At 68.9% G+C, this 20574-nt stretch carries 19 protein-coding genes and 1 tRNA gene; 13 read left to right on the top strand and 7 right to left on the bottom strand.

Going from position 1 to position 20574, the window contains the following annotated elements:
• Positions 1–75 precede the first annotated feature (75 nt).
• From HMUK_RS00220 to HMUK_RS00205, 5 genes are all read left to right on the top strand, one after another.
• Positions 76–276: a hypothetical protein gene (locus tag HMUK_RS00220; protein WP_012807589.1), complete on the top strand. Its 201-nt coding sequence runs from the start codon at positions 76–78 to the stop codon at positions 274–276.
• Between the two features lie 196 nt (positions 277–472).
• Complete coding sequence (locus tag HMUK_RS00215; protein WP_049940682.1) at positions 473–925, top strand: universal stress protein; 453 nt, start codon at positions 473–475, stop codon at positions 923–925.
• A gap of 141 nt (positions 926–1066) precedes the next feature.
• Complete coding sequence (locus HMUK_RS00210; RefSeq protein ID WP_012807587.1) at positions 1067–2134, top strand: TrmB family transcriptional regulator; 1068 nt, start codon at positions 1067–1069, stop codon at positions 2132–2134.
• A 64-nt stretch (positions 2135–2198) separates the two neighbouring features.
• Positions 2199–2348 carry a DUF7557 family protein gene (locus HMUK_RS17380; protein WP_012807586.1) on the top strand — a complete coding sequence of 50 codons (150 nt, stop codon included), beginning with the start codon at positions 2199–2201 and terminating at the stop codon, positions 2346–2348.
• A gap of 154 nt (positions 2349–2502) precedes the next feature.
• Positions 2503–3861: an isochorismate synthase gene (locus tag HMUK_RS00205; protein ID WP_012807585.1), complete on the top strand. Its 1359-nt coding sequence runs from the start codon at positions 2503–2505 to the stop codon at positions 3859–3861.
• 23 nt (positions 3862–3884) lie between these two features.
• On the opposite strand, the gene HMUK_RS00200 is transcribed toward HMUK_RS00205, so the two are convergent.
• Positions 3885–4937, bottom strand: coding sequence for a BGTF surface domain-containing protein (locus HMUK_RS00200; protein ID WP_012807584.1), 1053 nt, complete (start codon positions 4935–4937; stop codon positions 3885–3887).
• 465 nt (positions 4938–5402) lie between these two features.
• Here HMUK_RS00200 and HMUK_RS00195 point away from each other — a divergent pair, with 465 nt between their 5' ends.
• From HMUK_RS00195 to HMUK_RS00170, 6 genes are all read left to right on the top strand, one after another.
• On the top strand, positions 5403–7388 hold the full coding sequence (locus tag HMUK_RS00195) for a hydantoinase/oxoprolinase family protein (RefSeq protein WP_012807582.1): 1986 nt from the start codon (positions 5403–5405) through the stop codon (positions 7386–7388).
• Positions 7385–8980, top strand: coding sequence for a hydantoinase B/oxoprolinase family protein (locus tag HMUK_RS00190; protein ID WP_012807581.1), 1596 nt, complete (start codon positions 7385–7387; stop codon positions 8978–8980). The genes HMUK_RS00195 and HMUK_RS00190 overlap by 4 nt, the downstream gene beginning before the upstream one ends.
• 93 nt (positions 8981–9073) lie before the next feature.
• Positions 9074–10015, top strand: a complete 942-nt coding sequence (locus HMUK_RS00185; RefSeq protein ID WP_012807580.1) for a DUF4129 domain-containing protein — start codon at positions 9074–9076, stop codon at positions 10013–10015.
• A complete protein-coding gene (locus HMUK_RS00180) occupies positions 10012–10587 on the top strand; it encodes a DUF7269 family protein (RefSeq protein WP_012807579.1) in 576 nt (191 codons plus the stop codon). The genes HMUK_RS00185 and HMUK_RS00180 overlap by 4 nt, the downstream gene beginning before the upstream one ends.
• Positions 10587–11942: a DUF58 domain-containing protein gene (locus HMUK_RS00175; protein ID WP_012807578.1), complete on the top strand. Its 1356-nt coding sequence runs from the start codon at positions 10587–10589 to the stop codon at positions 11940–11942. The genes HMUK_RS00180 and HMUK_RS00175 overlap by 1 nt, the downstream gene beginning before the upstream one ends.
• Positions 11939–12460 (top strand): DUF7519 family protein, encoded by a 522-nt coding sequence (locus tag HMUK_RS00170; RefSeq protein ID WP_012807577.1) that lies wholly within the window; start codon positions 11939–11941, stop codon positions 12458–12460. Before HMUK_RS00175 ends, HMUK_RS00170 begins: the two co-directional genes overlap by 4 nt.
• Before the next feature lie 2 nt (positions 12461–12462).
• On the opposite strand, the gene HMUK_RS00165 is transcribed toward HMUK_RS00170, so the two are convergent.
• A complete protein-coding gene (locus HMUK_RS00165; protein ID WP_012807576.1) occupies positions 12463–13419 on the bottom strand; it encodes an AAA family ATPase in 957 nt (318 codons plus the stop codon).
• Between the two features lie 123 nt (positions 13420–13542).
• Here HMUK_RS00165 and HMUK_RS00160 point away from each other — a divergent pair.
• Positions 13543–13628: transfer RNA gene (locus HMUK_RS00160), tRNA-Ser, on the top strand.
• A 49-nt stretch (positions 13629–13677) separates the two neighbouring features.
• Here the strand turns inward: HMUK_RS00160 and HMUK_RS00155 are convergent.
• From HMUK_RS00155 to HMUK_RS00135, 5 genes are all read right to left on the bottom strand, one after another.
• Entirely contained in the window at positions 13678–15462 is a 1785-nt protein-coding gene (locus tag HMUK_RS00155; RefSeq protein WP_012807575.1) for a M3 family oligoendopeptidase, read from the bottom strand.
• A 160-nt stretch (positions 15463–15622) separates the two neighbouring features.
• Complete coding sequence (locus HMUK_RS00150; protein ID WP_012807574.1) at positions 15623–17482, bottom strand: DUF2070 family protein; 1860 nt, start codon at positions 17480–17482, stop codon at positions 15623–15625.
• A gap of 83 nt (positions 17483–17565) precedes the next feature.
• On the bottom strand, positions 17566–18117 hold the full coding sequence (locus tag HMUK_RS00145) for a GMP synthase subunit A (RefSeq protein ID WP_012807573.1): 552 nt from the start codon (positions 18115–18117) through the stop codon (positions 17566–17568).
• Positions 18118–18262: 145 nt separating this feature from the next.
• Positions 18263–19351, bottom strand: a complete 1089-nt coding sequence (locus HMUK_RS00140) for a sensor histidine kinase (RefSeq protein WP_012807572.1) — start codon at positions 19349–19351, stop codon at positions 18263–18265.
• A gap of 76 nt (positions 19352–19427) precedes the next feature.
• Positions 19428–20000: a DUF7097 family protein gene (locus HMUK_RS00135; protein ID WP_012807571.1), complete on the bottom strand. Its 573-nt coding sequence runs from the start codon at positions 19998–20000 to the stop codon at positions 19428–19430.
• Positions 20001–20078: 78 nt separating this feature from the next.
• Between HMUK_RS00135 and HMUK_RS00130 the strand changes: the two genes are divergently transcribed.
• Positions 20079–20459 (top strand): DUF192 domain-containing protein, encoded by a 381-nt coding sequence (locus HMUK_RS00130; protein ID WP_012807570.1) that lies wholly within the window; start codon positions 20079–20081, stop codon positions 20457–20459.
• The last annotated feature ends 115 nt before the right edge of the window (positions 20460–20574 follow it).

Raw genomic sequence — 20574 nt, 5'->3', positions numbered from 1 at the left:
TGCGACCACACTCGACACCGACGCGACGAGCGAAAGCCCGATTACCGACGCGGCCCTCTCGGAGCGTACCTACCGATGACGATCGTCCTGCGCGGCTTTTTCGTGTCGAGTGCGGTGTTGCTCGCCTTGCTCGGACTGGCGACGCCGACGATCGAACCCGGAACGGGGACGTTCGTGATCTCGGTGCTCAGCGGCGCGATGCTCGGTGCCGTCTTCCTCGGGTCGGCGGCGTGTATCTACGCCGACTGGGACCCCTTCGAGGAACTGCTCGGCTGATACTTACTGCCGGCTCCTCTCGCGCAGCTGGCCACGCAGTGGCGATCGCTCGTCACGGCGTGGTGTCGGCCAGCAGTAATTCGTCATAGTAAACGATCGGCGGTTCTGGGCGGCGTCGTGGCGGTTCTGGGCGACGCCGCCTCGCTCTCACTGCGACACTGTTTTAATGTTCTACGCTGACGTGACAGCCAGTACAATGTCAGATGCGCTCGTCGTCGTCGAAGACATCGATCGTGATCGCCAACTGCTCGATCGCGCGCGTTCGTTCGCCGCCGGCTCGGACAGCGACCTCGTCGTCCTCTCGCTCGTGACGACCGACGAGTACGAGGAAGTCGCCGAGACGCTCGACGCCATCGGGCAGGTCGAACACACCACCTACGACGAGGGCACGATCCTCGACGGGCTCGCGAGCGACGTTTCGGACCTCGCTGCGGACGTTCTGGGCGAGCACATCTCCTACGACGTTCGCGTCGAGGTCGCCGACGAGAACCAGGCAGACCGGATCATCACGCTCGCAGACGAGACCGACTGCGATCACATCTTCCTGCCGGGGCAGCGTCGCTCGCCGACCGGCAAGGCCGTCTTCGGTGACCGAACGCAGCGAGTCATCCTCGACTTCGGCGGCTACGTCACCGTCGCGATGGACTAACGCTGCCGGTCGTCCCTGCTTCCCGAGAGCCCCGAGGGGTTCGCGGCCGCCGTCCAGACCCGGAGCCGGCGGACTCACCGGAACCCGCGGTGGTTTCGAGATGAACACGTACATGGCCGTAGCCGTTCTACCGCACTGGTAATGGGGACCTCAGACGAACACGACGACGAACAGCTCCGAGAGGAGCTGCGCGTCTTCGGACTCTCCGATACGGAAATCGACACGTACCTCGCGTTGCTCGCGTGTGGGGAGGCCTCGACGAGTACGGTCTCCGAGACGACGGACGTGACCCAGCGGGCGGTGTACAACATCGCCGAGCGACTCGAAGGCAGGGGGCTCGTGCGGGTCAACGACCACGCCTCTCCGACGACGATTCGGGCGCTTCCGCCCGCAGAGGCGATCGAGAACCTCTCTGACCGTCTCGACTCGATCAGGCCGGCGCTCGAAGCGCGCTTCAACGAGACGACGCCGGAGACCCCGGAGATCCAGATGATCAAGTCCCGCGAGACGGCGCTCAAACGCATCAAGAGCGCGATCTCGGCGGCGAGACAGGAGCTGTTGTTGGCGGTTCCGGAACACGTCTTCCCGGAGATCGAATCGGAGCTGCGCACCGCCGTCGACAGCGACGTGGTCGTCTTCCTCCTGATCGGTGGGATGGACGAGGTCGACGGCGACGGCAGCGAGTTCGCCGGGATCGCAGACGTGGTCCGGTACTGGGGGGAGAGCCTCCCGCTGGTCTACACGGTCGACGACGCGTCGGCGATGATCGGCGACTCCACGATCGTCTCGGGCACACACACGGACGACGTCGCCGTGACGGTCTCGGAACCCCAGCTGTCCGGGTCGATTCTCGGGATGTACTTCAGCGCCTACTGGCCCGCCGCGACGGAGCTGTACGTCACCGATCCGGATCCGCTGCCCAGGACCTACGACTGGTTCCGGCAGGCGACGCTGCACGCGACCGTACACGAGCAGGCCGGCGTCGATCTGTACGCCGAGGTCGAGACGGAGTCTGGGACGACGGTGTCCGGGCCGGTCACGGAGATCAGGCAGGCGTTCATCGAACCGACGACCAACGACTTCACGCTCGAAAACAGCTTCTTCATCGACACCGGCGACGGGATCGTCAGCGTCGGCGGCAAGGGGTCGTTCATCGAAGACTACCAGTCGCGCTCCGTCATGCTCCGCCGGCTGGACGCCGTCGAGTAGGGCTGGACCGACTGTGGGTTATTTGATCGTCGGCCCCGACGTGTGTGGTGGCGGTGCTCCAGGTATGAGCCACACGATCGAACTCAGCGACGAACTCAGCGAGCGCATCGAGGCTCACAAGGAAGACGACGAGTCCTACGAGGCGTTCATCGAGGAGCTCGTCTCCGTGTACGAGACCGAGGGCGCGTTCCTGCAGGAAGGCTACTCGGAGTGACACTGCCGGCACGCCGTCGTGGGATCGTCGCCCGGGCGGCGAGACGCGTCGGACGGACGACTAACACGAGCCTACCGGTTCCGTGCCCGCTCTCGCCCCCGCTGGCCTTCGCTGGAACGAGCGAAATATAAGTTGCCACTCCTAATCTTGGTTGATGAGTAGACAGGATGCGGCCGAGACCGAGCCGGCTTCGGTCGGTGCCGAAACGTACGTCTCCGCGTCCCGACGAATCGACGTGTCCCCGCTCGCTGCCGCCGGTGCCGTCCCCGACCGGCGGCGATTCTGCTGGCTCCACCCCGAGGAGCCGGACCTGCTCGCCGTCGGCGCGACAGCCGCCGTGACGGTCGACAGCCCCGATCGATTCGAGACCGCAGACGACCGCCTGACGGAGCTTTTCGGAGCCGTCGACGGACCTGACGCCCCCGAGATCGCCGCCCCTCGCGCGGTCGGTGGGTTCGCCTTCTTCGACGGCAACACCGTGCCCGCCGACACACAGAGCCACTGGCGTGACTTCGACGACGGCACGTTCGTCCTGCCGCGGGCCCAGATCGTCGCCGGAGACGACGCGACCTGGCTGACGGTCACGGTTCCGGAAGACGAACACTCCGAGCTGTCGAGCCAACTCGACGGCTGGGCCGACCGGTTGACCGACGCTGGCACCCACGACGGTACCGAGCCCGAGGCGACGGCGTTCCACTGGTCGCTGTCCCGCGAGGAGTGGGAACGGACCGTCGACGACGTGATCGGCCGCATCGAGAGCGACGGACTCGACAAGGTCGTTCTCGCACAGGAACTCACGGTCGACCTCGACGCTCCCGTTCCGGTCGCCCCGGTGCTCTCGCGCCTGCGCGAGACGTACCCGAACTGTACGACGTTCTGTTTCTCCCCGACGCCGGGGCGGACGTTCTTCGGTGCGACCCCCGAGACGCTGGTCGCGCTGGCGGACGGCCACGTCCAGACGGAGGCACTGGCGGGGACGACCGACCGGGGCGAGACCGCCGCCGAGGACACCGATCTGGCCGACGCGATGCTGGGCGACGAGAAGTACCAGGTCGAGAACCGCATCGTCGCCGACACGATCGCCGACGCGTTGCGCCCGGTCGCCGACGACGTGACCGTCGCCGAACCGTCGATCAAGCGCATCACGAACCTCCAGCACCTCCACCGCCCGATCACGGCCACGGTCCCGAGCGAGACGAGCGTGCTCTCGCTGGCCGAGCGTCTCCACCCGACGCCGGCAGTCGGTGGGTCGCCCCGACGCGCGGCCAGCGACGTGATCCGCGACGTCGAGCCGTTCGATCGGGGCTGGTACGCCTCGCCGGTCGGCTGGGTCGACGGCGACGGCGACGGCACCTTCGTCGTCGGGATCCGTGCGGGGCTGACGTGGGACGAACGGCTCGCGCTGTACGGCGGCGCGGGCATCGTCACGGGCAGCGACCCGACGACGGAGTACGGCGAGGTACGGTCGCGGTTCGAACCGATTCTGGACGCGCTCGAAGTCGAGTTGCCGTAGGCCGGTACCCACGGGCCAGATTGTCAGTCGCGTTTCGATCGGAGAGCGCCGGCCCCGATCGAGAGGATCATTCCAGCGAGCGCGCCGAAGACGCCAAAGCCCGGCCCATCGCTCGCCGTCGTCGCGGATCGGTTGTCGGCGGTTGCGGTGTCAGCGACGGTCGTCTCGGATTGCGCCGACACCGAATCGGATGTCTCGTTCTCAGTCGACTCTCCACCAGCACTGCGGACCGACAGCGTCCCGAGTGCGAGGATGTCGTCGTGGTTACGGCTTGCGTAGAGGTCCATATCGTACTCCGCGAGTTCGATCCCGCTTTCGGTCTCCGAGTCAATCACGACGCGGTCGCCCTCGCTGGCTGCCGTCAGTGTCGTCGCGGGGCGTCCCGCAGCCCCGGTGTCGAACATCGCCGCGACGTGCCCGTCACCGTCACCGTCGACGAGCGTCGCGTTGAGTCGATAGTTTGCGTCCTCGCTGCCGATCACCAGGGCGACCCGATCGCGGCTGCCGGTCGAGACGAGTAGCTCCGCCGAGTCTCCTTCTCGAACCGTCAGAACGCGCGGAGCTGTGGCAAAGCCCGGTTCGTCGGTCGTCAGTGGCTCTCTTTCCGTGACCGTATGCGTCCCGGTGTCGGACGCGGCGGTCTCTGTCGGGCTCTGTGTCTCGGCCGCCGTCCCATCGCAGTCGTCCGCGCACTCGACGACCTGCCCGGTCGTTTCCGCGTACGCCTCTCCATCGATGCGGAGCTCCGCCGTGAACGTCGTTCCCGGCGACATGTTGCTCAGGTTCGCCGTGACGGTGAACGCGCCGTTCTCGTCGACGGTCGCGGTCGGCCGCGCCATGAACGGATCGCTGGCGTTCGCCGACCGGATCCTGACCGTCACTTCCGCGCCCGCTTCCAGTGACGTCGTCCCGCGGATCTGTTGGTTCGGCCCGGATTCGACGGTCAGAGTCTCCTCGTGGGTGAACGACGCGGTCGGTGTCTCGGCGGTGTCTGTCTGTGCGGCGACGCCGCCGGTCAGTGCCGCGCCGACGAGGACGGCGACGAGGACGGGTGTTGGTGGGTAATAGCGTGACATCGTTGTCTCCTGTTTCAAAACTAACTGCAGCTATGGTGGTAATAAAAATTGTCGTTCGGTTGCCACGCCCGTGCTGGCGTCGTCGACCCGTCTCGGCCTCGACGCCGACTGGCGGGACGGTCGTCTATAGTAACAATTGAAACGATTACACACCGATCGCACTGCCGTCGTGCGATCGGGTGTGCATTGATTTTCAATGGCTACTATAGTCGCGAAGGCGCAGCCCGACCCCGAGCACCGCGAGCAGGGCGAGGACACCGCCGCCGACGGTGGTGTTCAAATAAGCGACCGCGCTTGCTGATACTACCGGCTCTAAATATGTGAACGATTTCGCCACCCTGGGGTGGCGAAGATCTTCACGAAGTTACAGCCGGCAGTATGAGTTGCAGACGATGCACCGGCTTATCTGAACACGATCTGTAGCCGAGTCACAACAGTTTATCTCCAGCCGACCCAGCGACCGATATGGACGAGACGCTGCTGGGGGTCGACGTGGGCGGCACCTTCACGGACGTGGTTGTCGTCGCCGACGGACGGCTGACGACGGCGAAAGTACCCACGACGGCAGATCAGAGCGAGGGCGTACTCGACGGCGTCGAACGCGCCTGCGACCGGGCCGGCGTCGAGATGACCGCTGTCGACCGCTTTCGCCACGCCACGACCGTCGCGGTCAACGCCATGCTCGAACGGTCGGGAGCGACGACGGCACTGGTCACGACCGAGGGCTTCGCCGACGTGCTCGCGATCGGCCGACAGGACCGTCCCAGTCTCTACGATCTGGACGCGCGAGGACCGACGCCGCTCGTCCCCGCAGCGCGGCGCTACGAACTCGACGAACGTGCGACGACCGACGGCGTCGAGCGGCCGGTCGATCCCGACGAGGTGCGGGCGCTGGCCGCGGAGATCGACGCCGACGCGGTCGCGGTCGCCTTCCTCCACGCGTACGCTCACCCGGACAACGAGCGGCGTGTGGCGGCGATCCTCCGGTCCGAACTCGACGTGCCCGTCTCGGCCAGCCACGAGGTGCTGTCCGAGTTCCGCGAGTACGAACGCACGGCCACGACCGTCGCCGACGCCGTCCTCACGCCGGTCGTCGACGACTACCTCGATCGGCTCGCGGAGCGGGCGGCCGACCGCGGGCTCCCGGCACCACGGGTCATGCAGGCAAACGGCGGCATCGCCGATCCGGCCACGGTCCGCGAGCGAGCGGTGACGACCGTCATGTCCGGACCCGCTGCGGGCGTCGTCGGTGCCGCCGCCTTCGAGCCCGACGACGCCGACGGCGTGATCACGTTCGACATGGGCGGGACCTCAAGCGACGTGTCGCTGGTCCGGGACGGCTCGGTCGAGCGGACGACCGAGGCGGCCGTCGGCGGTCACCCGATCCGGATCCCGATGGTCGACGTCGAGACCGTCGGCGCGGGCGGGGGATCGATCGCCGGCGTCGACGCCGGGGGTGCGCTCCGCGTCGGCCCGGCGTCGGCCGGTGCCGACCCCGGTCCAGCCTGCTACGGCCGGGGCGGGACCGAACCGACGGTGACCGACGCCGCGCTCGTGCTGGGGTATCTCGGCCCCGACACGACGCTCGGTGCCGACCTCGGTCTCGACGCCGACGCTGCCGTGGCCGCGCTGGACGATCTCGCGACGGCGGCGGACCTCGACGGCCCGGTCGACGCGGCGCGGGGAGTCTTCCGGGTCGCCAACGCGACGATGACGCGAGCGATCCGCGGCGTGACGACCGAGCGCGGACACGACCCTCGGCGGTTCGCGCTGGCCGCCTTCGGCGGAGCCGGGCCGATGCACGCCGCCCCGCTGGCCGATCGACTCGGCGTCGATCGGGTGGTGGTCCCGCGAGCCAGCGGCGTCCTCTCGGCGTTCGGGCTGCTGGCGGCGGCCGAGCACCACGACGCGGTCAGAACCCACCGGACGACGCTGGGCGACGCCACGCGGGCGACGATCGAGGACGTATACGAGGACCTCCGCGGCCGCGTCCGTGCGGACGTGAGCGATCCCGACGCGGCGACGTATCGCCGGCAGGCGGACCTCCGCTACGTCGGCCAGAGCCACGAACTCACCGTCGACGTGAGCGAGCCGTTCCGCCCCGCCGACCTGCGAGAGCGGTTCCACGCGGCACACGAGCGCGCGCGGGACTACCGGCTCGACGACGAACCCGTCGAGCTGGTCAACTGCCGCGTCACGGCGACGATCGAGGGGACGGCTCCGGAGCGATCCTTCGAAGGGGGCGGCGAGCCGCGGGTCGGGACCCGCGAGGCGGTCTTCGGAGACGGGCGTCGTGAGACGCCGATCTACGACTGGCCGGCGCTGGTACCGGAACGGTCGATCGACGGCCCCGCGATCGTCGAGGGCGGCGAGAGCACCGTCGTCTGCCCGCCGGGGTGGACGCTCGTCGCCGACGACGAGGGGACGATCCGCCTGGAGGGATCGGCGTGACCGACGACGCCGTCGACGCCGTCGACGCGGTCGAACTGGAGATCCTCCGGAACCAACTGGAGAGCGTCGCAGAGGAGATGGGCGAGGTGCTGATTCGGGGTGCCTACTCGCCCAACATCACCGAGCGTCGGGACTGCTCGACCGCGCTGTTCGACGCCGACGGGCGGCTGGTCGCACAGGCCGAACACATCCCGGTCCACCTCGGGGCGATGCCCCGTGCCGTCGACGCGATCCGGGACCGGGATCCACGGCCCGGCGACGTGTTCGCGCTCAACGACCCCTTCGCCGGTGGCACCCACCTCCCGGACGTGACCTTCGTCTCGCCGATCGGGGCGGGAGCTGGTGGTCGGTCCCGGTCCGGCGACCGACCTACCGGAGACGACGATATCGTGGCGTACGCCGTCTCGCGGGCACATCACGCCGACGTGGGCGGGATGGCTCCCGGCAGCATGCCCGCCGGGGCACGCGAGATCCAGCAGGAGGGGCTGCGCGTGCCGCCGGTCCGGATCGTCGCCGACGGAACGGTGGTCGACGACGTGTTAGAGCTGGTGCTGGCGAACGTCCGCAACCCGGCCCAGCGCCGGGCCGACGTACAGGCCCAACTGGCCGCCAACGAGCGCGGTGCCCGCCGGATCGGAGAGCTGCTCGACGACCACGGTGAGGGGCTGCTCGCGGCCTTCGACGCCGTCGTCGACTACTCGCGAGCGCGGATGGAGCGAGAGCTGTCGGCCCTCGAACCGGGCACCTACGAGGCCGCCGGGACGATCGAGGGCGACGGCGTGACCGACACGGCGGTACCGATCGAGGCGACCGTGACCGTCGCGGACGGCGCGGTGACGGTCGACTTCGAGGGGACCGCCCCGCAGGTCGCGGGCAACGTGAACGCGCCGCTCGCCGTCGCCGAGAGCGCCGTCTACTACGTCATACGATGTATCACGGACCCGGAGATCCCACCGAACCAGGGCTGTTACGATCCCGTCACGGTCGAAGCTCCCGAGGGATCGCTGCTGAATCCGACGCCGCCCGCAGCGGTCGTCGGCGGCAACGTCGAGACGAGCCAGCGGATCACCGAGGTCGTCTTCGACGCGCTCGCCGAGGCCGCACCCGACCGCGTCCCGGCCGAGAGCCAGGGGACGATGAACAATCTCGTCGTCGGGGGACCGGACTTCACCTACTACGAGACCATCGGCGGCGGCGCGGGCGCGACGCCGAACCGGGACGGTGCCTCCGGCGTCCAGGTGGGGATGACGAACACGCGAAACACGCCGGTCGAGGCGCTGGAGGCGGCGTACCCGCTGCGGGTCGCCGAGTACTCGCTGCGCTCCGACACGGGAGGCTCCGGCCGCCATCGCGGCGGTGACGGACTCGTCCGTGAGATCGTCGTCGAGACCGACGCCACCGTCTCGCTCCTGACCGATCGCCGCCAGACGCCGCCAGCGGGACGAGCCGGCGGCACAGACGGGACCGTCGGCGAGAACTTCGTCGACGGCGAGGCCGTTGCCTCGAAGCACACCCGCGCGGTCGAGGCCGGCACCACCGTCAGAGTCGAGACGCCGGGCGGTGGCGGCTACGGCGATCCCGACGGCGCGTGATCGCCGCGGACCGCCTTCGACCGACGCGCTCCGGCTATCCATCGGCGCTTTGATACTGTAATTTTACGTGTGCGTGTCTCGAACGGGCCGTCGATGACTATCGACCGCATCGGACCGGCGCTCGTCGTCGTGTTGGGGGTCCTCGCGATCTCCGCCGCCGCGGCGGGGCTCGACAGTCCAGAGACCGCCACGGCGGTCGGGACTGGCGAGAGTGAGGGCGCGGGAGCGGGTTCGTCGGACGGTACCGGCTACACCGCCGAGCAGATGGCCGATACGGCCGCCCCGAACGCCTCGTCTCCGTTCGGCAACTGGGTCGGCCCCGCGTTGCAACTCCTGCTCGTCGGTGGCACCGCCGCGTACCTGGCGTGGGTCGGGTATCGACTGTGGCGAGAGGGTGCCAGCGCGGTGCCCGAACTGCTCAAACACGCCGTCACCACCGTCGTCCCCGCAGGTGTCGCCTGGCTCGTGCTGTTTGGCTCCCAGCTGTTCACGCTCTCCTGGGGCGAGCCCGACACCGAGCGCTCGACCTCGGGATCGCCAGAGCACCTCGAAGGCGGCGGCTCCGCCAGCGCCGTCGCCACAGACGCGGTGTCCGACGCGCTCCCGCTGGTCGCGCTCGTGATCGGCGCGGTCGTCCTCGTGGCCGGCCTCGTCGTGCTCGCGTCGCGGCTGACGCCAGACGGCGACGCGTCGACGGGAACTGTCGCCGACGCTCCCGGGCCGTCCCGCGAGCCGGACACCGTCGCGGACTCACGCGCGAGCGGCCGGTTCGAAGACGCCGACGCCGAGGCGACCAACGCGGTCTATCGGGCCTGGCGGGAGCTTGCGAGCGAGGTCGAGGACGCCGACCGCCGGACCCAGACGCCCGCGGAGATCGCCGCTCGTGCGCGGGTGGCGGGCTTCGACCGAGACGCCGTGGCGACGCTGACCGACCGCTTCCGCGAGGTCCGGTACGGCCAGCGCCCGCCGACCAGCGAGCGCGAGACGAGCGCGCGGTCCGCGCTGGATCGGCTGCGCTCGGAGGGCGACCGATGAACCGCCGCAGGCTCCTGTTGGCAGGCGCGACGGGTGCCGCCGTCGTCGGCCTCGTGCTCGCGTTCGCTCCCGACGCCGTCGCCGTCGTTTCGCTGCCGCCGTTGCTCCCGACGGTGCTCGCTGGCCTCGCGGTCCTCGCGGGCCTGTATCGCGCCTACCAGTGGTTCGGGCGGGACCCAGACGCCGGCTCGCTCCCCGAGCCGGAGCGTGGCCGGCCGGCCGCCGTGCCGGGCGACGAGTTCGACGCCGTACTCTCGCAGGCCCCCTCGTTCGGCGTCTCCGGTGGAGACCAGCGGGCGCTCGCGGTCCGGAGCGACCTCGAAGACGCGGCGCTGTCGGTGCTGACACAGTACCGTGGGCTCTCCGAGACGGAAGCGCGCCGCCGCCTCGAAGCGGGCACCTGGACCGACGACGAGCTTGCGGCGGAGTTCTTCGCGTCCGCCAGCGGTGCCGGCTCGTCGCTGCGCGAGTCCGTCACCGGCACGTTCTGGGGGTCGGGGCCGTTCCCGCGACGTGCCGGCCGCGTGGCCGCAGAGCTCGACCGCATCGTCGAGGACGGTGGTGAGGCCTGATGTCGTTCAGCTCGATTCCGGCGGCGGCCACGCGCTCTGCCGACGTGACCGACGAAGCGGCCGAGTTCGAGATCGAGCCGGGCACGGTCGTCGACCGCCGGACGAGGCGGTGGTACGCCGTCACCGTCTTCGCGCTCCTGGCGCTCGGAGCGGGGGTCCTGACCCGCGAGTCCGGCCTCCTGCTGACCAGTGCCTTCGGGATCGCCTTCGCGGGCTACGGGCAGGTCACCTCGCCGCCGCCGGTCGAGGTGAGCGTCGAGCGCTCGATCAGCGACGACGCTCCCGACACCGACGACACCGTCGCGGTGACCGTGACGGTGCGCAACGAGAGCGACCGGACGATGCCGGACCTGCGGCTCGTCGACGGCGTCCCGCCGAAGATGACCGTGGCCGAGGGGTCACCCCGCCTGGCGACCGCGCTCCGACCGGGCGAGGAGACGACGTTCGCCTACTCGCTGCGGGCTCGGCGGGGTCGCCACGAGTTCGAGCCGACGACGATCCTCACTCGGGACGCGTCCGGAGCCACGGAGCGACGCGGCACGGTCGACGCGCCAGACACCGTCGACTGCGAGGCGTCGCTGCCGAGCCAGAGCGTCTCCTTTCCGCTGCGGTCACAGACCACCCGTCACACGGGACGGTTCCCGGCGGACACCGGCGGGCCCGGCGTGGAGTTCTACGCGACCCGCGAGTACCGGCCGGGCGACCCGCTGAACCGGGTCGACTGGAACCGCACCGCCCGGACTGGTGACCTCACCACCGTCCAGTACCGGGTCGAACGCAGCGTCTCGGTCGTGCTGGTGGTCGACGCCCGACAGGCAGCGTACGCCGCCCCAGCGCCACAGGCCCGGACGGCGCTCGACGCGGCCGTCGACGCGGCGGGTCACGCCTACGTCTCGCTGACCGACGCGGGCCACGACGTGGGGCTGACGGCGCTGTCGCCGACGGAGTGTTGGCTCTCGCCGGGCAACGGGGACGAACACCGCGTTCGAGCACGCGAGTTCCTCTCGACGGAGCCGGCGCTCTCTCCGTCTGGGCCCGACGCGGAGACCTCCCTCTACGCCGCGGTCCAGCGGATCAGGCGTCGCGCGCCGACGGACGCCCAGATCGTCGTGTTCTCGCCGCTGACCGACGATCGCGTGGCCGGCTCTGCGATCCGACTCGACGCCAACGGCCACCGGACGACGGTGATCTCGCCGGACCCGACGGCCGACGACTCCGTCGGTCACCGACTGGCCGGAGTCAGGCGGTCGCTGCGCATCGCCGACCTCCGGCAGCGCAACATCCCGGTCGTCGACTGGGACGGGACGGAACCGTTCCCGCACGCGCTCGCCCGCTGGGACGGGGGGTCGCGATGAGCACGCGCACCACCGACGCCGACGCGGAGTCCATCGACGCGCGACCCGGTACGGCCTCGGTCGCGGTCGCGGTCGCCGCCGCGCTCGTGACCGTGCTGGTCAGCGCGACGACGCCCCTCGCCGGTGCCGTCGGGCTGTGCGGCCTCGTCGTGGTCCCGATCGGCGTGCGTCGGGGCTCGCGAGTGCTCCACCGGATCGGCTCCGCGGGGCTGTTCGGGGCCGTCCTGCTGGCCGGCGTCGCGGGGAGTTCGCCCGTCCCGATGCTGGTCGCTGCGGGGGCGGCGGTCGTCGCGTGGGACGCGGGCGAGCACGGTATCGGCCTCGGTCGGCAACTCGGACACGCGGCGGTCTCGACGCGTGCCCAGCTCGCACACGTGGGCGTGACGGTCGCGGTCGCTTCCGTGGTCGCGGTCGTGGGCTACGTCGTCTACGACGCCGCGAGCACCGGACAGCCCACGACCGCGATCGTCCTGTTGCTCGGCGCGGCACTGCTGTTTACCTACGCGCTCGACCGGTGACGCTACTGGCGAGCCACGGTCGGCACGGGCACGTCGTCCAGCACGCTCTCGACGACGGCCGCCTCGGCGACGTTCTCGACGCGGGCCTCCGGCGTCAGCACGACTCGATGGGCCAGCACCGGCTGTGCGACGGCCTTCACGTCGTCGGGCGTCACGAACTCCCGACCGCGGATCAGCGCTCGGGCGCGGACCGCCTCGAAGAGTCGCTGGGTGCCACGGGGCGAGACGCCTACGTCCACGTGGCGGTGCTCTCGCGTCGCCCGTGCGACGTTGGAGACGTAGCGCAACACGTCGTCCTCGACGGTGATCGACTCGGGCAGCGCTCGCAGTTCGTCGACGTCCTCGGGCGACAGCACCGTCTCGACGGAGGGGCTCTGCTCGACGCGGCCGGCCCGACGCTGGAGCAACTCGAACTCGCCGTCCTCGTCGGGATAGCCGATCGAGGTCTTCGCGAGGAAGCGATCGACCTGCGCCTCGGGCAGCTCGAAGGTGCCCTCCATCTCGACCGGGTTCTGGGTCGCGATGACGAAGAAGGGCCGTGGCAGCTCGTAGGTGTCGCCGTCGACGGTGACCTGACCTTCCTCCATGGCCTCCAGCAGCGCCGACTGGGTCTTTGGCGGTGCGCGGTTGATCTCGTCGGCCAGGACGACGTTGGCGAAGATCGGCCCCTCGTTGAACTCGAAGCTCCGCTCGCGCTCGTCGAAGACGTGGGTCCCGGTGATGTCTGCCGGCAGCAGGTCGGGAGTGAACTGGATCCGCGAGAAGGAGAGGCCAAGCGTCTGGGCCATCGTCTGTGCCGTCAGCGTCTTGCCGGTGCCGGGTACGTCCTCCAGCAGCACGTGACCGCGGCCGACGACCCCCAGCAGGACGGTCTCGAAGAACGCTCGCTCGCCGATCACCGCCGATCCGATCTCGTCTAACACCCGCGAACACACGTCGCTGGCTTCTGTCACGTTCATGCCCTCCTCTGTCAGCCACACGCAATATTACTGTCGGAGGCATCGGGATGGCGCTGTCCAACGGTTGTCACTCCCGGCCCGAACCGAAACCGATAAAGAGCACATCGCGCTACGATGAAGTGAGCCGAGGTAGCCTAGCCCGGCCAAGGCGGTTGCTTCGAGAGCAACTGTCCGTTCAGGACACGAGAGTTCAAATCTCTCCCTCGGCGTTTCTCTGCGAACAGAGCTCTTCCAGCGAGCGCTGTGGGAGTCGTCGGCCTACGTCCAGCGATCCAGATATCCCTCGAACGCCTGCGCCGCCCGCTCGTAGGGCGCACTCGTCGTCAGATCCACGCCCAGTCGTTCGAACAGCGACACGGGGTCGTCTCGTCCCGTCGAGCGGAGGAACTCTCGGTAGGTCGCGGGATCGAGGCGTCCGTCTCGGAGCGACTCGCGGACGTGGAGCGCGCCGACGGCACCCAGAACGTACTGGTAGTGGTGGAAGGCGTCGCGGAACAGCGCCCCGGTGAGCCACTCGAACCGTGTCCGGTCACACGGTTCGAGCGCGGGGTCGAACCGCGCCAGTGTCTCGCGGTAGGCGTCGGCGATCCGGTCGGCGGTGAGGCGCTCCCCGCCGTCGACGGTCGCGGCGAGGCGACGCTTGAACGCCGCGTTCGCGGCCTGCTCGTACAGCAGCATTTCGAGTGACTGCAGCAGTCGCTCGCGGGCGTGGGCGGCCAGTGGTCCGTTCTGCTGGGCGAGGTGCTCGGTCAGCAACACCTCGTGGAGGACGCTCGGCACCTCCGAGATCGGGCGCGGGCCGGTAGCGTACATCGCGGGCCCCTCACGGTGGTGCTCGACGTGGAGCGCGTGGCCGAGTTCGTGACAGAGGTGAAACACCGTTCGCACGTCCCGCTGGAAGTTCAGGAGCACGAAGGCACCGTCTTCGGCCGAGGAGGGGCAGAACGCGGGGATGTCGCTGCGTTTGTCCGCACACTCGTACACGTCGACGCGCCGTTGCGCGAAGAACCGGCGGGCGCGCTCCTGGTACGCCTCGCCGAGGGGTGCGACGGCGTCGACGACGTGTCCGACGGCGGCCTCGTACTCGATCTCGGGTTCGGGGGCGTCGGCGACTGAGACCTGGGTGTCCCACGGTCGAACGGCGTCGATCCCCAGCCGTCGGGCGCGGCGCTCGCGAGCGCGCTCTCGGGGCCCCGTCGCGTCGCCGACGGCGTCGATCAGCCGGTCGTGCAGCGCCGTCGGGAACTGAAACTCGATACCGCCCTCCGGGTACGAGCGATTCGTCAACTGTCGCTCCCGGATCGAGTCGATGCCGACGGCGTCGGCGGACGTGCTGGCGGCCGTGAGCTTCTCGTCGTAGGCCGTCGCCAGCGTCCCCTCGAACGTGGCGAGCCCATCCAGCGAGGACTCGTACACTCGCCGCCGATAGTCGCGGTCGGAAGCGGCGAGCTCGGTCGCGTACCGGCCCAGCGTGACGGTTCGCTCGTCGCCGTCGGGCGTCTCGACGGTCGGGGCGTCGAAGTCGTCGTTCTTGACGGCCCGGACGATCCGGTCGGCGCTGGAACACTGTTCGGCGAACTGCTCGACGACGGCCTCGACCGCCGGCGATCGACGGCGAGCGGCCCGCGCACGGAGCGATGCGAAGTAGCGCCGTCGCTCTCCGAGTGCCTCTTCGATCCGATCGAGCGTCACGGCGTCTGTGCTGTGCAGCCGGTCGAGGTGCTCGCCGACGGCCGTCTCGACTCGCGTCGAGAGGCTGCGTGCGGTCCCGCCTCGATCGCTCGCCGCCGGGTCGTCCGTGATGCAGTCCCGGAGCGTCGCGTACAGTTCGAGTCGCTGGATGCGTTGGTACCAGTCGGCGACCGTGTCGACGAGCTCGCGCGCCGCGGCCGTCGATTCGATCGGGGCGGCGGGTGGATCGGCCGCGTCGAGGTCGGCCTGCAGCTCCGCTCGGTACCGATCCCATTCTGCGGGCGTCGCGAAGATCTGACCGGTCTCCCAGGTGTACTGTTCGTCTCTGTCTGCGTGGTCGGGTAGTGACATCGATGGCTGGTCGTGTATCGCGGTGTCGCTGTCGCCGTAGCCGGGGCTGGCGACGCGTCGAGACGCTGACCGTGGCGGGCACGCCGGCCCGAGAAGAGCGTTACCGGGTCATCCTTCGACCGTATCTATCACCTAATACGCGACGCCGCTATAATAGTTCCTACCCGCCGGTCACGAGGAAGATCCCGATACTGACCGTCAAGACGGTGAGGATGAACGTCACCGCGAGCGCGCCGCCCAGCGAGACGACGGCGTTGGCCGTCGAGGCGAGCGTCTCGGTCCGGTCGTTCCCGAAGACGGTGACGGTCGCTTTCTCGCTGGCCATCCCCGCCTCGACGGGTTCGATGTCGTCGATCGCCTGCTCGGTCAGCTCGGCGATCAGCGCGATCAGCTCGTCGTCGGGAATCGAGCTGCCGACCTGGTTCTCCGCCTCGACGGTGTTGACGATGTGGGTGTCGGTCGTCATCACCTCGGCGTCGTCGATGCCGTCGAGCGCGGCGAGAATGTCGCCTCGCAGCCCCGGTTCCATGTTGTTGCCGTCGATCAGGACGTAGGCGGTTCTGGTTCCCTCGACCTCGAACACGGCGACGCGGATCCCCAGCGGGCCGATCCCCTCCTGGGGTTCCCAGGGCGTCTCGTCCCAGGCGACTCCACAGCGTAGCTGGCCCCGGTCGGCGGCGGCCAGTTCCGCGCCGAGCTTCCCGGCTCCGTCGATCATGTCGAAGGAGCGCTCGCTGCCGGGGACGACGTGGCCCAGGTCCTCGCCTTCCAGACCGTCGTTGCTGTTGTGGGCGTCGACCAGCAGGATCTCGTCCAGCGAGCCCGCACGGGCTTCGGCAGCCGCCGAGAGGCCGACGGCGTACTCCACGTCGTCGGCGAACCCCGGCGCGAACGTCGAGACGATCACGGCGTCGTCGCCGATGGCCTGTCCCAGCAGCGACGCGTCCCCCTCCTCCACCCGGCGGCTCGCCGTCGCCCGGTCGGTGAATTCGAGCTCTCGATAGGCCGACCGCGCCGCCGAGAGGATCGAGTCGACCTCGCGTTCGGTGACGAGGTTGAAGTCGTGGCCAGCCGTGGCGTGGGGCGGGAAGGCGAGTCCGTCGGCCTCGGTAGCGACTCGTTTGGGGAGGTTTCCGCCACCGATCTCGCCCATCGGACCCGGGTGGATCATCGGGAGGACGAAGCGGGCTTTCTCCTCGCCGTCCGGGCGGCGAACCGACAGCACTGTCACCGGAACGAGCGCTTCCTCGCCGAGTTCCTCGAAGAAGTCCTCCAGTTCGCGGCTCCCCTCGGCGATGTGCCCGATGAAGCCCTGGATGAAATCGAGCACCGAGACGCCCAGACTGGAGCGCCACGGGCGATCCAGCAACACGAGAAAGAGCCACACTGCACCGGCGTACAGCACGCACATCAGCGCCAGCACGCCGAAGTCGACCGGCTGGAGGAACTGTAGCTCCGGCGGGGCCTGATCCGGTCGCGAGAGGAACCGCCGGAGCGTCGGATCGTCCAGCAGCGCCGAAGTCGTGCCCGTGTATACCGCAAGTAGCGCGGCCGCCGCGGCCGGCTGGATGCTCGCAGCGATCGCTGCGACCGGGAGCGAACTCCGGGAGACGGCGATCACGACCAGCAGACGGAACGCGAAGATCGCGGCGAGACTCACCAGCAGCGAATCGAGGACGAACTCCTGGTCGAAGGCCGTCAGCACCGAGACGACGCCGGCACCGACGACGAAGGCGATGACGATCAGCTCGCAAAACAGCGCCAGCAGCGACGCGCGGTTGGGCGTCAGCTGCCCGCCCAGGGCGTTGTCGACGTAGGCCGTGCCGACACTCGCGAGGACGGTCGGAATCCCCACGAAGAACACGCCCTGCCAGGCGTCGTCGAGGACGAACCGCGAGTCGAAGGCGGCGATGCCAGTGACGGCCGCCAGCACCAGCGCGAACGTCACGCTCGTGTACCAGCGAGGGGCCCGAAAGATAAAGCGCGAGAGCCCCGCGAGGTTCCCTTGCGTCGCTGTCATACTGTAGGCCACCCCATCGATCCGGTTAAATGTACCCGTCTGCGCCCTCCCGCGGTGGATCGGTTACCTGCAGTATCGACGGCTCACTCTCCGTTACAGACGGCGAGGAAGTTCTCGAACACCGCTTCGCCCTCTTCGGTGTGGGCGACTTCCGGGTGCCACTGGACGCCGAAGCGATCGGTCCCGTTGCTCATGGCCTCGACGTTGCACACGTCGGACTGTGCGGTGCGCTCGAACCCGTCTGGCACTTCCTTGACCTCGTCGGCGTGGCTGGCCCAGACGCGCGTCTCCGGGGCCAGCGATCCGATCAGCGGGTCCTCGTCGTCGTCGATCTGGACGGTCACGTCGGCGTAGCCGCCGTACTCGCCGGCACCGACGCGGCCACCGAGCTGGTCGGCCATCAGCTGCATCCCCAGACAGATGCCCAGAATCGGCACGTCCATGTCGAGGTACGCCGGGCAGTTGCCGATGCGGTCCATGTCCGGTCCGCCCGAGAGGACGAGGCCGTCGGCCTCGATCTCGCCGGGCGGCGTGTCGTTGTCGACGAGTTCCACGTCGACGCCGATGTCGCGCAGCGCACGCTGTTCGAGGTGCGTGAACTGGCCGTGATTGTCGATGACGGCGATTTCGGTCATTACTACAGGGGACGCTATCGGGCCGTATATATCTCTTGAAACGACCGAACGCACCTGACGGGTCATACGGAAAGTTGTAGGTCTTTACCAGATCGACCGCACGCCGTCGTGCGGTCGACTGGGTAAACGCCTACAACCGTCCGTATCAGTGCTCTGCTCGGCGCAGACGATCGGAGAACCGTTCCTCGTCCCCGCTCGGTGCCGCCGGAAACGTCAGGTCGACCCGGTTCCCGCCCGCCTCGCTGGCTGCCAGTGTCACGTCGCCGCCGTAGCTCTCCATGACCGACTGGACGAGCCAGAGGCCGACCCCGGTCGAGTGGTTCAGTGGCGTCTCGACACCGTGATCGAACATCGGGCGCTCGTGGTCGGGAATCCGCGGACAGTCGTCGGCGATCCGAACCGTGACACCGCTGGCGTCTCGTTCGCAGTCGATCCGGAGATACGGGTCGCCCTCGGCGTGGACGATCACGTTCTCGACGACGTTGTCGAGGACGGTCCCGACGAGCCAGTCCCCGTACACCCATGCCGACTCTGGCAGGTCGGTCTCGACTGTCGCGTCCGGGTAGGCTGTCTCGACCGCTTCGGCGCGTTCCCTGACGTGGGACACCACGTCGAGAGGGTGCTGCGTTCGGTGTTCGGCGGTGAGTGCCACGTCGATCTCGCGAGCCTTCTCCGTCGTCGCGACGATCTCGTCGACTTTTCCTTCGAGTTGCCGGACGCGGTCGGCCTGCTGTCCCGAGACGTTGGCTTCGAGTTCGCTCAGATGGCCGAGGACGACGGTCAGGTCGTTGCGGAGGTTGTGCCGGAGCACCCGGTTGAGAACGTCGTTACTCCGCTGTAGCCGTGCGTTGGTGTTTCGCAGTTCGAGCATCGTCCCCACGAGGACACCGGCTATGCCGCCGATGGCGACGCTCGTCGCCAGCACCACCGGTCCGAGATCGCTCAGTGGATGGCCGAACGCGAGGACCGCGACGTTGACTAGTGTCAATATACCGATTCCGAGACTGCTCCACTCGGCGACGCGCCACACTTGCTCGCCCTCGATACCACTGGCCGGGAGCCAGTACTGCGCGCCAGCGAGCGTCAGCGCCGGCACCAGTCCACCGACGATCAGGACGGCAGTTAGCCAGCCGTGCTCGGACGCGACGACGGCGTGGCCCAGCAGCGCCAGACTCAAGGCGACGCCTGCCGCGACGACGTACGACTGCCCCAGCGACTGCTTGGTGAGGTCCATGGCAGTGCTTGTGTTCAGTTTTCACATGGGGCGCTTAACGGTGTCTTGTGAGTATCACATCTGATACCCAGAACACTCACTCGTCGTCGCGGTACCGCTCGGCCGCCGATTCGAACCCGAGCTCGGACCGCTCGCGCGTGCGTCGCCCCTCGCGCTCGGCGACGGCCTCCGGGTCCGGGTTCGCGTCGTCGTCGATCCGCGCCCACGACTGGTGGACTTTCGCGTGACACCACCGACAGAGGTAGATCGTGATCTCGTGGTTCAGGTCGTCGCCGCCCCCCTCGCGATAGGACAGGTGGTGTTCTTCCAGCAACGGCCGCTCGTCGGTGTGGGCCATCCGTCGCTCTTCGAGCCCGCAGCGAGTACACGCCCGGTCGCGTTCCCGTCGCCGAAAGTGCGGGCAGTCTCCCCAGTCCCACCGGCCCGCCTGCTCACCGGTCGAGGAGACGCTGGGGTCGTGGTCGTCTCCCCCGGCGACGACGGGACACTGAAAGTCCTCGGCACTGCGGGCGTCGGCAAAGTCGGGGTCGTGGTGGCCGTGTTCGACGGCCCACCGGCACTTCCCGTCGTCCGTGATCCAGTCACAGCGGTCGACGTGGGCGTACGGGTCGTCGACGCCGACGCTCGTCCCGCCGGGTGCCTTCTCCATACGCCCACTGACGAATCGAGACGCTTGAATCTGTCTCGGGCCAGCAAGGGTTTTGCCCCGCGGCCTCCACCAACGGCCATGCGCGTCGTCCACGAGGATGGAGACGAACGTCGGACGCTCGCCGACACCGTCGAAGTGGCCGCGTCGACCGTCGAACAGGCGAAGGGGCTGATGTTTCGCGAGTCGATTCCAGACGACTACGCGCTGGTCTTTCGACTCCACGGGCCACCCTGGCCGCTCTCGGCACTGCTCGGCGACCACGGCTACCAGTCGATCCACATGCTGTTCGTTCGGTTCCCCATCGACGTGGTCTGGCTCCGGGACGAGACGGTCGCACAGGTGAAGACGCTGTCGCCCTGGACCGGGCTGGGGATGGCCCGCGCCGATACCGTCGTCGAGCTACCGGCGGGCGCGGCCGACGGCGTCGAGCCCGGCGACCGCGTGGTGATCGAGTCGTGACCCGACCGTGCGAAACGATCCCAACAGATTAATCAGCGGCGGCCGCTTGACCATCGAGTACTATGTCGGATTCCGACAACGAGGATAGAGGAAGTCGCCTCACGGCGGCTGGGCG

It is taken from the genome of Halomicrobium mukohataei DSM 12286 (assembly GCF_000023965.1).
GTDB classification, from domain to species: Archaea; Halobacteriota; Halobacteria; order Halobacteriales; family Haloarculaceae; genus Halomicrobium; species Halomicrobium mukohataei.
Note: the sequence above shows the minus strand (reverse complement) of the source record. Positions and strands in the feature narration are given on the sequence as shown.